The 13,591-nt window shown below is 50.9% G+C and carries 11 protein-coding genes and 1 pseudogene; 4 read left to right on the plus strand and 8 right to left on the minus strand.

What is annotated here, in order from left to right; all coding sequences use genetic code 11:
• Positions 1–41: 41 nt before the first annotated feature.
• The 6 genes from ACO0LH_RS19490 to ACO0LH_RS19515 form a co-directional block, all read right to left on the minus strand.
• On the minus strand, positions 42–2,102 hold the full coding sequence (locus ACO0LH_RS19490) for a M13 family metallopeptidase (RefSeq protein ID WP_422942801.1): 2,061 nt from the start codon (positions 2,100–2,102) through the stop codon (positions 42–44).
• Positions 2,103–2,263: 161 nt separating this feature from the next.
• Positions 2,264–3,172, minus strand: coding sequence for a sulfurtransferase (locus ACO0LH_RS19495; RefSeq protein ID WP_422942802.1), 909 nt, complete (start codon positions 3,170–3,172; stop codon positions 2,264–2,266).
• A 59-nt stretch (positions 3,173–3,231) separates the two neighbouring features.
• On the minus strand, positions 3,232–3,708 hold the full coding sequence (locus ACO0LH_RS19500; RefSeq protein ID WP_422942803.1) for a GNAT family N-acetyltransferase: 477 nt from the start codon (positions 3,706–3,708) through the stop codon (positions 3,232–3,234).
• Between the two features lie 63 nt (positions 3,709–3,771).
• On the minus strand, positions 3,772–4,590 hold the full coding sequence (locus ACO0LH_RS19505) for a LytR/AlgR family response regulator transcription factor (RefSeq protein WP_422942804.1): 819 nt from the start codon (positions 4,588–4,590) through the stop codon (positions 3,772–3,774).
• Positions 4,591–4,594: 4 nt separating this feature from the next.
• Positions 4,595–5,725: a sensor histidine kinase gene (locus ACO0LH_RS19510; protein ID WP_422942805.1), complete on the minus strand. Its 1,131-nt coding sequence runs from the start codon at positions 5,723–5,725 to the stop codon at positions 4,595–4,597.
• 163 nt (positions 5,726–5,888) lie between these two features.
• Positions 5,889–7,130, minus strand: coding sequence for a CaiB/BaiF CoA transferase family protein (locus ACO0LH_RS19515; protein WP_422942806.1), 1,242 nt, complete (start codon positions 7,128–7,130; stop codon positions 5,889–5,891).
• A 39-nt stretch (positions 7,131–7,169) separates the two neighbouring features.
• Between ACO0LH_RS19515 and ugpQ the strand changes: the two genes are divergently transcribed.
• On the plus strand, positions 7,170–7,916 hold the full coding sequence (gene ugpQ, locus ACO0LH_RS19520) for a glycerophosphodiester phosphodiesterase (protein WP_422942807.1): 747 nt from the start codon (positions 7,170–7,172) through the stop codon (positions 7,914–7,916).
• 151 nt (positions 7,917–8,067) lie between these two features.
• Complete coding sequence (locus tag ACO0LH_RS19525; protein ID WP_422942808.1) at positions 8,068–8,391, plus strand: hypothetical protein; 324 nt, start codon at positions 8,068–8,070, stop codon at positions 8,389–8,391.
• Between the two features lie 407 nt (positions 8,392–8,798).
• Here the strand turns inward: ACO0LH_RS19525 and ACO0LH_RS19530 are convergent, their stop codons facing one another.
• Together ACO0LH_RS19530 and ACO0LH_RS19535 are read right to left on the minus strand one after the other, a co-directional pair.
• Positions 8,799–9,431, minus strand: coding sequence for a polymorphic toxin-type HINT domain-containing protein (locus tag ACO0LH_RS19530; protein WP_422942809.1), 633 nt, complete (start codon positions 9,429–9,431; stop codon positions 8,799–8,801).
• Between the two features lie 266 nt (positions 9,432–9,697).
• Positions 9,698–10,156: pseudogene (locus ACO0LH_RS19535) on the minus strand (hypothetical protein); the annotation flags it as partial.
• A 301-nt stretch (positions 10,157–10,457) separates the two neighbouring features.
• On the opposite strand from ACO0LH_RS19535, the gene alaS reads away from it, so the two are divergent.
• Complete coding sequence (gene alaS, locus ACO0LH_RS19540; RefSeq protein WP_422942810.1) at positions 10,458–13,070, plus strand: alanine--tRNA ligase; 2,613 nt, start codon at positions 10,458–10,460, stop codon at positions 13,068–13,070.
• The gene (locus ACO0LH_RS19545; RefSeq protein WP_422942811.1) at positions 13,049–13,585 is read left to right on the plus strand and encodes a GNAT family N-acetyltransferase; all 537 of its coding nucleotides are present in this window, start codon (positions 13,049–13,051) and stop codon (positions 13,583–13,585) included. Before alaS ends, ACO0LH_RS19545 begins: the two co-directional genes overlap by 22 nt.
• Positions 13,586–13,591: the final 6 nt, after the last annotated feature.

Genomic DNA, 13,591 nt, shown 5'->3' on the forward strand with positions numbered 1-13,591 from the left:
GTGTCTGGATAAAGCGTGCTTGAAAAACAGTGCCTGAATTTTTACCAGATGACTACACGCCTATCTGGGGTCAGGTACATGTTATCGCCAGGTTTGACATCGAAGGACGTATAAAAATCCGGATGATTGACCATGCTGCCATTGACACGGAATTCGCCAGGTGAATGCGGGTCTGTCTTCACCAGGGTAATTGCACGCTGCTCGCGTGACTTGCCGCGCCTGGCCTGTGCCAGGCCCATGAACAGGCGCTGCTCGGCCGTCCAGCCGTCGATGACGGGTGCTGGCTTGCCTTCCAGTGACAGTTTGTATGCACGCAGGGCCATGACGATACCGGCATTGTCAGCAATGTTTTCACCGAGTGTCAGTTCGCCGTTCAGGAAGTGACCCGGTACCGGGCTGTAACCATTGTATTGTTCAACCAGTATCTTCGTCTTGTTTTTGAATTTCTCCTTGTCTTCAGCTGTCCACCAGTTACGCAGGTTGCCGTCACCATCGTATTGTGCGCCCTGGTCATCAAAGGCATGGCTGATTTCATGGCCGATAGAAATACCCAGTGCGCCATAGTTGAATGCATCTTCTGCATTGACATCAAACAGGGGGGATTGCAGACGTGCCGCCGGGAAGACCACTTCATTCATCTCCGGGCTGTAATAGGCATTCACAGTCTGTGGCGTCATATGCCATTCTTCGCGATCGATAGGCTTGCCCAGTTTTGCAATTTCCCTGTCATGGGCAAATGCACGTGCGCGCATGAGGTTGCCAACCAGGTCATCGTTGCGGATAGTCAGCCTGGAATAATCGAGCCACTTGTTTGGGTAACCAATCTTGACACTTATCTTGGACAATTTGATCTGCGCCTGCTGTTTGGTTTCAGGACTCATCCAGTCCAGGGTATCAATGCTTTGCTTGAACGCTGCCAGAAAATAGCTGACCATTTTATCTGTGCGCTGTTTGACTTCGGATGAAAAATACTTTTCTACATAGGCTTTGCCCATGGCTTCGCCCAGCACCTGGTCAACCAGGGCAACACCGCGTTTATCGCGGGTGCGGTTTTCCTTGATGCCGGCAATCAGTGCACCTTTGAAGGCAAAATCTTCATTCACAAAATCAGATGAGAGGTAAGGCGCATAGCCGCTGATCAGATGCCAGGTGAAATAGAATCTCCAGGTGTCCAGCGAGTTCGTGTTCAGGCTCTCATTGAAGCCTTTGACATAGCTGGGCTGTTGCACGATCAGGTCATTGATTTTGCCTGCCATGCCACTAGCCTGCAAATAGGCTTGCCAGTCGTAGTCAGGTGTCAGGGTTGCCAGGTCTTTGACGGCAAACTTGTTGTAGCTTTTGACCGGATCACGGTTTTCGACTGCTGTCCATTGTGCCTTGGCGATTTCTGTTTCCAGCGCGACGATGCGCCTGGCCTGGTCACCGGCATTTTTTTCGCCTGCCAGTGTCAGCATCTTTTCTATATGTGCCTGGTATTTGTTGCGGATATCCACCATCCTGGCGTCATCCAGCTTCAGGTAATAATCACGGTTCGGCAAGCCCAGCCCGCCCTGCGACACGCCAACAACATATTGACTGGAATTTTTATTGTCCTGATGAATGCCGACACGCAATGGTGTGGTGACGCCGATATGGTGCAAGTGGGCAATCAATGCCGGTATGGCCTTTTTGTCTGACAGTGCGGCAATGCTGCTCAATTCGGTTTTCAGCGGCTGTATGCCGAGGGTATTCAGTTTTTTCTCATCCATGAAGCTGTTATACAGGTCACCGATTTTCTGCCTGTCAGTACCAGCTACTTTATCGCCATCTGCTGCCGCACCTTCGACGATGCTGCGCAATTGCTGCTGCACGTCTTCACGCGCCTGCATGAAAGTGCCCCAGTCAGACTTGTCAGACGGGATTTCATTCGCCTTCAGCCAGCCGCCTTGTGCATAGCGGTAAAAATCATCCTGCGCGCGCGTAGTCTTGTCCATGTTTTCTGGTTTGACACCGGAACCCAGGGCAGCAGTCTTGACCATTGCACTGCCTGTTGCCGAATCAGCGGCCTGGCAGACGGGTGTCAGCAAGGCAAGGGTGAGAGTGCTCAGTAGTAGGCGTTTCATGGTTTTCCCCATATATTTTTTATCTGGATTTTTGGATTGCTGGCTGATGATTGCCTGCAACAGGGATTTGACTCTTCATCATAGTCTTAGTTCCAGTATGAAAAGCAAAAAGCGCATCCCTGAACTCGTCAGGAATGCGCTTTCTATTGTAGTCGGCAGGATTATCCGGCCGTGACTTCTGCGGAGCTAAGGCTGGCAGCGCTGCTATCGCTGGATTCTTTCATGCAATGCGGGCAAGATTTGCCTGGAATATACCAGGGTGACAATTGCTCACGTGGTGTGATGACAGCACGGCAAGCAAAGCATTGTTTGGTATCGGTGGCTTCCAGTTGCGGATTGAGCGCCGTGCGATAGTCAAATACAAAGCAGTCGCCATGATAATGATCGCCACCGACTTCTTCAAAATACTTGAGGATGCCGCCTTCGAGTTGATAGACGCTGTCAAAACCGACATTTTGCATATGGATGGCAGCTTTTTCACAGCGTATGCCGCCGGTGCAGAAAGTCACGACGGTTTTGTCATTCAGGGAAGCGCGATTCGCTTCGATCACCGCCGGGAATTCCGTAAACTTGGCAATGCGATAATCAATGGTATTGTCAAAACTGCCAACGTCTACTTCAAAATCATTGCGTGTATCAACCATCACCACGGGTTTACCGCTGTCATCATGGCCCTGATCAAGCCAGCGCTTCAGGGTATGCGCATCCACCGCTGGCGCACGGCCTTCTTCAGGCTTGATCAACGGCATGCGCATGGTGATGATTTCGGCTTTCAGCTTGACCAGTAATTTGGTGAACGGCTGGCGGTCAGAAAAACTTTCCTTGGCAATCACGTCAGCAAAGCGCGGGTCTTCATGCAACCAGTCCATGTAGGCATCAATTTCAAGACGCAGGCCAGCCAGGAACATATTGATGCCTTCGGGCGTCAACAGTATGGTGCCCTTCAGGTTAAGTTCCTTGCATTTATCGATAAACGCCTGGCGTTTTTCAGCCGTGTCATCGAAAGTGATAAATTTGTAGGCGGAGATATTGACGTAGGGATTGTCTGGAGTTTGGATTACAGCCGGCATGATAAATTCAGTAAGTCATTGATTCGACAGCATTATAAGCGATTTGTAGCCAATTTTACCTAGTTTGCTGTCAGCAGCATCTCTACATGCGGAATATCATCTTCCAGATACATGGGCGAAACAGTCTGAAAACCAAAGCTGCCATAGAATTTTTCCAGATACGCCTGTGCACCGATGCGGATGTCGGCTGCCGGATAGATTTGCCATAATGCTTCTATCCCTTTCGCTATCAACTGCTTGCCTACACCCGTACCACGCCAGCCCTGGGTGCTGATGACGCGGCCCAGTGAAGCTTCATGAAAGCTGATGCCAGCGGGCACGATGCGCAGATAGGCAGCCACTTCACCTTCCGCTGTCCAGGCAATCAGGTGATGAGAAAGCGGGTCTTTGCCGTCCACATCCTGATACACACAATTCTGTTCGATGACAAATACGGCACTGCGCGCCTGGTAAATGGCATGCAGTTGCAGATTGCCTAGTTCAGCAAAACTGGCGCACTGCCACTGTAAATCATTTAAATTATTCGACGAATTCATTCTTGAAGGCCTGCCTGTAAGCGTAAATTTGTTTTTTTGCCTGATGCCGCAATGGCATGCATATTACATCTGGCGGAACAAATGTGCATAAACCCGGCTGACTTGCAGCTTGTCTTCACTGCCTTTTAACTTCAGGCTGATCTTGCCGGTTTCATCCTTGTTGGCGATCTGTATGTGCAGGGTATTGACCACAGTACTACGGTGTATCTGCCAGAAAATGCTGCTGTCGAGTTGTGGCAGCAGTTCGCGCAGGCTGCTGCGTATCAGGGAAGAATGCTCTCTGGTGACAACGTTGACATATTTGTCTGTTGCCTCAAAATACAGCACATCGTCGACCGGTATCATGCGTATCTGGTTGCCAACGGCGGCGCGTATGATGCGCAGGCGTTCTGCGGCGGGCTGGTTGCCGGGCAGGCTGGCGGGCAAACCTTGTCCGGGTACCAGATGGCGCAATTGTTCCAGCACGCGTTCCAGCTCATTGGGGCGTTGCACGCCATCGTCGAGCCTGGCTTGCAATCTTTGTACGGTCTTGCCCAGCCTTTCTTCGCTGGCAGGTTTCAACACATAATCAGACGCTGAGTGTTCAAACGCCTCAATGGCAAATTCATCATAGGCGGTGACATAGACGATCAGCGGAAAAGCCTTGTCGTCTGGCCATTCCTCGGCCAGCTCCTGTGCGACTTCCAGGCCGGTTTTACCTGGCATCTTGATATCAAGGAATAATATGTCAGGTAAATTATTCAGTGCTTCCTGCACGGCTTCAACGCCGTTTTCTGCCATGGCGCAGATCTGTAATTCCGGCCAGAGTTTTTCCAGCATTTTTTGCAGGGTCAGTGCAAGGATGGGTTCGTCTTCAGCTATAAGGGCGCGTTTTGGTGTCATGGTTTTATTGTAATGGAATAGTGATATGGGCTATCGTACCTTCTGGCTGGTTCGCCAGCAAAGTCAGTCGTGCCTGTGGCCCGTACAAGGCCAGCAGGCGATCCCGGATATTGGCATTGCCAAGATGATGCCCTTCTGGTGAAACAATATTCACATTATCGTCATAATTGAAAGGCAGGCCAAGTCCTGTATCAATGACCTTCAGGTGTAATTGCATGTCTTCCTGCGTGGCTACCACGTGTATGCTGCCACCCTCCATTTTGGGTTCCAGGCCATGTTTGATGGCATTTTCCACCAAAGGTTGCAGCAGCATGGGGGCGATGGTTTTTTGCTGCAATTCATCAGGCAGGTCGAGCGTATAGCGAAGACGCTTTCCCATGCGTATGGCCAGTAATTCCAGATAGGCTTGCATGAGGGTGAATTCCTGCTTCAGCGTGGTTTGCTCGGCTCGCGAAGAACTGAGTGTATTGCGCAGATAGATAATCAGTTGCGCCAGCATATGCTGGGCGCGCGGCGGGTCAATCGCAATCAGCCCCTGTAAATTTGCCAGGGTATTGAACAGCATATGTGGTTCAATTTGCGCTTGCAATAATTGCAATTGCGCTTGCAGGGCCTGTTTTTCTATCGCTGCATTCTTGGCCTTTTCTGCTTCGGCAGCGGCGACCAGTTCCGAGATTTTGATACGACTCCAGAATGACCAGGCAGCCACCAGGCTGACAATGCTGGTCATCGTCACAAAGCTGCTGACATACGACCATTCGAAATGTATGACGTGCTCGATCGGATAGTTGAAACTGATTGCCGCCAGGCTTGATCCAATCAAGAAGGCAAGGGGGGCCACAATGACGCACATGACATAAAAACCGACGGTATGCGGCTGGCCCTCTCCCCAGATCAGGCGCTTCGTGAACTTGATCAAGCTGTAAGCAGAAAAGCCGATGAACATCGAGAAGATGATGTTATCAATCAGATTGCCACCCACCCGCATGACATAGGTAACCGCAAAGCCACAAGTGACATTGATGCCTAAAAGCCGAGGCAAATCGGTGATGAATTGCCTGAGGTTTAGCCGTAACTTAGGTAGCAGGCTTGAACTCAGATAAATCTTGAACTGGTGTAAAGCAGAGTTGTTCATGTTGGTCTTATTAATAATATGCCTGCCAGCAGACTACACCGGCCGCGCCGTCAATGACATCAGAACAGGACGAAACGCGTGCTTTTTGTCGCCAGCACGCTAAAAATAGTCGCCAGTGCCCGCAATAGCGGGGCCAGTCAGGCCACGGACGAGAGGCCAAAGCTTAAATGATTTTGCGTTTTTTCAAGTCTTGTAGTTCCGTATCGGAATACCCTAATAACTTGTTTAATACATTGTCCGTATGTTGCCCCAGCAACGGCGGCGCACTAGGATAGACAGCCGGTGTTGCCGACATCTTCATCGGGTTGGCCACCAGTTTGACTTTTCCGGCGGTAGGGTGGGGCAGGTCGAACTGCATTTCACGTGCCTTTACCTGCGGGTCTTCAAACACTTCATTCAAGGTATTGATAGGGCCGCAGGGGACGCCAGCGTCTTCGAGCAGGCTGATCCACTCTTGCTTGGTTTTTTGCCTGACCATTTCTGCCAGTATCGGCACCAGCATATCCCTGTGCTCAACCCGCTTGGGGTTGGTGCTGAAACGCGGGTCGTCTGCCAGTTCGGGCATGCCACCCATCTGCACAAATTTTTTATACTGGCCATCATTGCCTGCTGCCACAATGATGTGGCCATCTGCCGTGGCAAAGGTCTGGTAAGGCACAATATTCGGGTGCGCGTTGCCCCAGCGTTTGGGGGCATTGCCACTGGCGAGGTAATTCATGTTCATATTGGCCAGCATGGCCACCTGTACATCCAGCAAGGCCATATCGATGTATTGGCCTTCACCTGTCCTGTCCCTGTGCGTCAGTGCAGCCATGACGGCGATGGTCGAATACATGCCCGTCATTAAATCGGCAATGGCGACGCCAGCTTTTTGCGGGCCACCACCAGGCAGGTCATCGCGTTCACCCGTCAATGACATGAAGCCGCCCATGCCCTGCACGATAAAATCATAGCCAGCCCTGTGTGCATACGGGCCATCCTGACCGAAGCCGGTAATGGAGCAATACACGAGATCGGGCTTGATCAATTTCAGTGATGCGTAATCCAGCCCGTATTTTTTCAACTGGCCGACTTTATAATTTTCCAGCACCACATCCGACTGAGCCGCCAGTTTGCGTATGATGTCCTGGCCTTCAGGCGTCGCAATGTCGACAGTAATCGCCTGCTTGCTGCGGTTCGCTGCCAGGTAATAGGCAGCTTCCGTCGTATTGTTGCCTTCTGCATCGCGTAAATACGGCGGCCCCCAGGTGCGGGTATCGTCACCACTACCGGGCTTTTCAACCTTGATGACTTCGGCACCCAGGTCGGCCAGGTTTTGTGCACACCAGGGGCCAGCCAGCACCCGGGTCAAGTCCAGCACACGGATATGACCAAGGGCAGTTTTTTGTAGCGACGTTGTCGTCATCTTCGATTATCCTGTGAATTATTTTATTGGGAGAGCATGATGTGGCCCTATCCTAAAGTCATCGCCCATCGTGGTGGTGGGATTTTAGCGCCAGAAAACACACTGGCCGCGATGCGTTGCGGACTGGAACACGGTTTTGCTGCCGTGGAATTTGATGTCATGTTATCAAAAGACGGCATTCCTGTGCTGATGCATGATCCGGAATTTGGCCGGACCGTATCTGGTCACGGTGCCGTAGCGGATACCCTGGCCGCCGATTTGCAAAAAAAAGATGCAGGCAAATGGCTGGCCGAGCGCTTTGCCGGTGAACCTGTGCCACTGTACGCCGACATCGTGCATTTTTGCCGCCAGCATGGCATATGGATGAATGTGGAAATCAAGCCCGCACCTGGTGTCGAAGAAGAAACCGGTCGCGTCGTGGCAGAGCAGACGCAGGCCTTGTTTGCTGACGTCGCCGTGACGGATGACTTGCACCTGCCACTGTTCTCTTCCTTTTCTTTTAGCGCCCTGATGGCGGCCAAACACGCAGCCCCAACGATACCGCGTGGTTTTTTGATGGACAAAGTCACACGAGACTGGAAAGCATGCTTACAGGAACTGGCCGCCAGAGCCTTGCACACCAATCACAAATACCTGACGCCAGAAATGACAAAGGAAATCAAGGATGGCGGTTATGGCGTATTTTGCTACACCGTCAACACCCCGGAACGGGCAACAGAAATCCTGCACTGGGGTGTCGATGCATTTTGTACCGACAGGATAGATTTGATACCGGCTGATTTCTAAATTTTCCCATGGCAAATAGGGCGGTTACGAGTGCTTACACTGATTACATTTTTGGTGTCATCAGAAAAAATCGCAGCGGCGTTATTGGCACATGGGCTGCCTGCTCATCCACAATAAAACTGATCGCTGAAACTTTTCAAAGGGAAAAACCATGAAATCCATCCAATTTGCTGCTGCACTGGTCGCCACAATGATCGCAGGTTCCGTCTTCGCACAAACCAATACCCCGAATATCGATAAACGCCAGGAAGTACAGCAAAAACGCGTAGCCAAAGGCATGGAAACTGGTGCCCTGACCGCAAAAGAAGCGACCAACCTGGAAAAACGCGAAACCAAAATCGAAGCCGACAAGCAAGCCGCCAAAGCTGACGGCGTCGTCACAGGAGCCGAACGCGCCAAGCTCGAACATGAAGAAAACCGTGCGAGCAAGAAAATTCGTAATAAAAAACACAATGCAAGCACGGCAACAAATTAAGCTTTGGCGGTATGCGACGCTGTAAATGCAAAGCCCAAAACAAAACCGCCAGCTTATGCTGGCGGTTTTGTTTGTAGGAGAATTAGTCTGGATTTAAGCAGAAGTGTCCCAACGGTATTACCCCATGAGAACAAAATGCCTTGTTCTCCCAGTTGGGTGGGTTCCAGATCTTTGCTTTTTCAACCACACGATTGCGAACGGCTAGAAGTCGGTTTTGATATCGCCAATTTGCAGGTGCATTTGCGGTATGCAGCCATGCGCCACTTCGGCAATGACGCCAAAGTGTGTCAGGTTTTGCAGGTGGCTAATTAGCTTAGCAACTCATGGGCGTTAACGTAATCGCGCTCATGACGAGTCTGTAAAAACCTTAATAATCATTTCAAAATCATGGTTATAGCTATCCGCATTTATATTGATTCATTATTTTTATTGTGTACCAATACACCAAAATTACCGACAAAATAGGTATGGAAGCCCTCAACCTCAAAGTTGTAAACAGTTCGAAGACTATGCTGATTTGTAACGCTAATTACTCTCGCCGGCCAAGTGCGTGTCAGTTTTTCAGTAACCGCAATTCTCCACTTCTCACGATCACGTGTAGGGTGTCTCTGATACGGATCACAAATTTCCAGCTCATGCCCCTCTTTTAAATCAATTGCTTTTATCCAGCCTATATTTTTTACCCAAAAAGGATGTCCTGCGGTAGTTACTACCCAATCCATTTCACCAAGTTCGTTTTCGTATCTGACACAAAAAGTTTCCTGATCTTCGTGCTCAAACCTACGAATAACCTCACGATACATTAGCTCACCTGTCTCTTCGCAACGAGACAAGACCATGTCACCAGAGCCAATAAGTTCAATATCCCATATACCATCTTCCGCATGAATCTGCGTTCCCCCTACAAAACACGTATTTTCAATATCTGGATTTGGCTTTGAAGTTCCAGGGTCAGAGCGGGCGTCGGTGCGATACTGCTTTAATTTGTTTATCGCGTAAATGATGTTTGCTTTGCAGGTAATTCGTATCGATTCATTCATAGCTATTCATGAGAAGGCATCCAGCATATATTCTGTCAGTAGAGTCCTTACATTACTCGAAGACCGTTGAAGGTATCAAATATTATTTTTGTGGTTGTTGGGTCGATTCCCAAAACTCGCCTCTATTCATACTGAATATCACTCCCACTCGGCACAACCTTATCCAGTATTTGGTATTGATGCCCCCGCGCGATGCTGGCTACGCGGGTCATAGTTCCAGCCCATTGCCGTCTGCCTTTGGCTTGAGGTGGGTATTCATCCTTAGCTTATTGAACATGCGGGCTTTTTTGCTTTTTAATGTGGCCTTGTTTGCCGGATGTTTTTGCGTTGTTTGCGCGGTGTGTTGGGGGGGGCGCCTGGGTTTGTTGTGCCTGGAAGCGGGTTTGTTGCTGGCGGCGCAGGTCTTGCGCTATCTGGTGGGTGAGTTTGCGACGGGCGGCGGAGTCTAGTTTGGGCAGCAGGGTACTAGCCCAGTTTTCCAAGGGGTAACGTCGCCTTGCACTATATGGGAGGTATGTGGGTGTACCTGCCATCCGGCCAGCAGCTTGTTGCCGTTGTAGAGTTGCCAGTAGAGGGGCGACGTAGCCTGGGGGGACTTCAACAGCGTGGGTGATGGCCAGCCGGGCGCCGTTTTGTTTGACGATGACGGGTTCGGTGAGGTCGAGATCGAACGAGATATCGAGGCTGTTGCGGTTCTTGAAATCGACTGTAAAGTGCATGCGCTTGCCTTTGTCTTGAGGTCTGCGTGGCGGTGGTTAGCAAGCCGAGATGGATATGCGTACGATTAAGTTGCTCTTATGTCTACGTTCTGCTGCTGATAAAACAACGTCAAATCATCAAAAAACACGTCCCGGTTTCCTCCGTTTTTCTCTGTGTCTCCGTGCCTCTGTGTTGAGAGGTCTTCCGTTTTTAGGCACTTTTTCCAATAATCCCAGTCGCCAGCTATCAGCACCCATAGATATATAGCCGAATTTATACCGTATAATCAGAAATTACCCCTATTTTTCAGCTTTGAACTATCACTCTATGAACTCGTCAGAAATCCGCGATAAATTCCTCAGCTTTTTCGAATCCAAAGGCCACACCCGTGTTCGTTCTTCCAGTCTGATCCCTGGCAATGACCCGACCTTGCTGTTCACCAACTCCGGTATGGTGCAGTTCAAGGACGTGTTTCTGGGGCAAGACAAACGTGCCTATACGCGTGCCACGACAGCGCAGCGCAGTGTGCGTGCTGGTGGTAAGCATAATGATCTGGAAAACGTCGGTTATACCGCGCGTCACCATACCTTCTTTGAGATGCTGGGCAATTTCTCTTTCGGCGATTATTTCAAGAAAGATGCGATTCACTATGCGTGGGAATTGCTGACGACAGTCTATGGTTTGCCAAAAGACAAGCTGACCGTCACCGTCTATCAGGAAGATGACGAAGCCTACGATATCTGGAAAAATGAAATCGGTGTACCGGTAGAGCGCATTATCCGTATCGGCGACAACAAGGGTGCGCGTTATGCATCCGACAATTTCTGGCAAATGGCTGACACGGGCCCTTGCGGTCCCTGTACCGAGATTTTCTATGACCATGGTCCGGAAATCTGGGGTGGCCCTCCAGGTTCGCCAGATGAAGATGGCGACCGTTTCATTGAAATCTGGAATCTGGTGTTCATGCAGTTCAACAAGGATGAAGCTGGTGTCCTGAACCCTTTGCCTAAACCATGTGTGGATACCGGCATGGGTTTGGAACGTCTGTCTGCTGTTTTGCAGCATGTGCATTCCAACTATGAAATCGATACTTTCCAGAACCTGATCAAAGCCGCTGCGCGTGAAACTGGCTGTACGGACCTGGAAAACAATTCCCTGCGCGTGATTGCAGATCATATCCGCTGCGCGGGCTTTTTGATCGTTGACGGCATCATCCCTGGCAATGAAGGCCGTGGTTATGTATTGCGCCGTATTACCCGCCGTGCCTTGCGTCATGGCCACAAGCTGGGTCAGAGCCAGCCTTTCTTCTACAAGCTGGTGCCTGATCTGGTCAAGGAAATGGGTGTTGCTTATCCTGAACTGGCTGAGGCGGCTGAGCGTGTTGCCCAGGTATTGAAACAAGAAGAAGAACGTTTTGGCGAAACGCTGGAACACGGTATGAAGATACTGGAAGCCGCTCTCGCCAAAGACAGCAAAAATCTGGACGGCAGAACAGCGTTCACTTTGTACGACACTTACGGCTTCCCGCTGGATCTGACGGCAGATATCTGCCGTGAGCGCGACGTTGTGCTGGATGAAGCTGGCTTTAACGTGGCGATGGAAGAGCAGCGCACAAATTCACGTGAAGGCGGCAAATTCAAGATGGCTGCGGCAATGGAGTACAGCGGCGATAAAACCAAATTCGTTGGCTACGATCAGTTGCAACACGAAGCCAGGGTGGTCGCTTTGTATGTCGATGGCAGCGCCGTCAATGAAATCAAGGCTGGCCAGCAAGCTATCGTGGTGCTCGACACGACGCCTTTCTATGCTGAATCAGGCGGCCAGGCTGGTGACTCCGGTGTCCTGGTGACGGCGGATGGTACGGTGTTTGAAGTCAGCGATACGTTGAAGGTACAAGCTGATGTATTCGGTCACCATGGCGTTTTGAAATCAGGCAGTCTGAGCCTGGCACAAAGTCTCAAGGCAGAAGTGAATGCAGAAATTCGCGCACAAACCATGCGCAATCACTCTGCCACGCATTTGATGCACAAGGCCTTGCGCGAAGTACTGGGCAGCCATGTCGCACAAAAAGGTTCTCTGGTGGATGTGGAAAAAACCCGCTTCGACTTTAGCCATAATGGCCCCATGACTGCGGATGAAATCCGTCAGGTGGAAACCATCGTCAACCGTGAAATTCTGGCGAATGCTGCCACCCAGGCCCAAGTCATGGGCTATGACGATGCGGTCAAGCATGGCGCGATGGCGCTGTTCGGCGAAAAATACGGCGATGAAGTACGTGTGCTGGATATCGGTTCTTCGCGTGAACTGTGTGGCGGTACGCATGTCTCCCGCACGGGTGATATCGGTCTGTTCAAGATCGTTGCTGAAGGTGGTGTTGCTGCCGGTATCCGCCGTGTTGAAGCGGTAACGGGTGAAGTGGCATTGACGCTGGTGCAAAACCTCAATAGCCGTATCAATGAAGCTGCCGCTGCCCTGAAAACCCAGCCGGAAGAATTGACGTTGCGTATTGGTCAGGTGCAGGATCATGTCAAGGCGCTGGAAAAAGAACTGGCGACATTGAAATCAAAAATGGCTTCCAGCCAGGGCGATGACCTGGTATCACAAGCAGTGGATGTCAAAGGCATCAAGGTGCTGGCAGCAACGCTGGAAGGCGCTGATGTGACAGCCCTGCGTGAAACCATGGACAAGCTTAAAGACAAGCTGAAAACAGCGGCCATCGTGCTGGCAGCAGTCAATGATGGCAAGGTCAGCCTGATTGCCGGTGTGACTGCGGACAGTACTTCGAGGGTCAAAGCTGGTGATCTGGTCAATTTTGTTGCGCAGCAAGTCGGTGGCAAAGGTGGCGGTCGCCCTGATATGGCGCAAGCTGGCGGTACCGATGCGAGCGGTCTTGCGAAAGCCTTGGCAGGAGTTTCTGAATGGGTAAATTCACGGGTATGATCCACGTACGTCGCGCAGAAATCTCGGATGCAGCACAGCTGCAACGTGTTTTCGCCAGCACCAGCACTTATGCCGGTACTTTGCAATTGCCACATCCTTCTTTCGAATTGTGGCAAGAGCGGCTGGAAAATGCCGACCCCAAAGATACCCGCCTGGTCGCCATTTATGATGGCGTCGTGGTGGGTAGCGCCAGCCTGCATCTTGAGAAAAAGCAAAGACGCGCCCATGTCGCCGCTCTGGGCATGGGTGTGGCTGATTCCTTCTCCGGGCGTGGTATAGGCACGGCCTTGCTGACGGAAATCCTGCATATTTCTGATAACTGGCTCAATTTGCTGCGTATAGAATTGACCGTGTTTTGCGATAACACTGCTGCCATCCGTCTTTACAAAAAATTTGGTTTTGAAATAGAAGGCACCCATCGTGCCTACGCATTTCGCAATGGCGAATTTGTCGATAGTTATGCGATGGCGCGCCTGCATCCGCATCAGGCCATGGTGCCCGTGCGTGAAACCTGAGCCTGT

The organism is Undibacterium sp. TJN19 (genome assembly GCF_049339485.1).
Classification (GTDB): domain Bacteria; phylum Pseudomonadota; class Gammaproteobacteria; order Burkholderiales; family Burkholderiaceae_D; genus Undibacterium.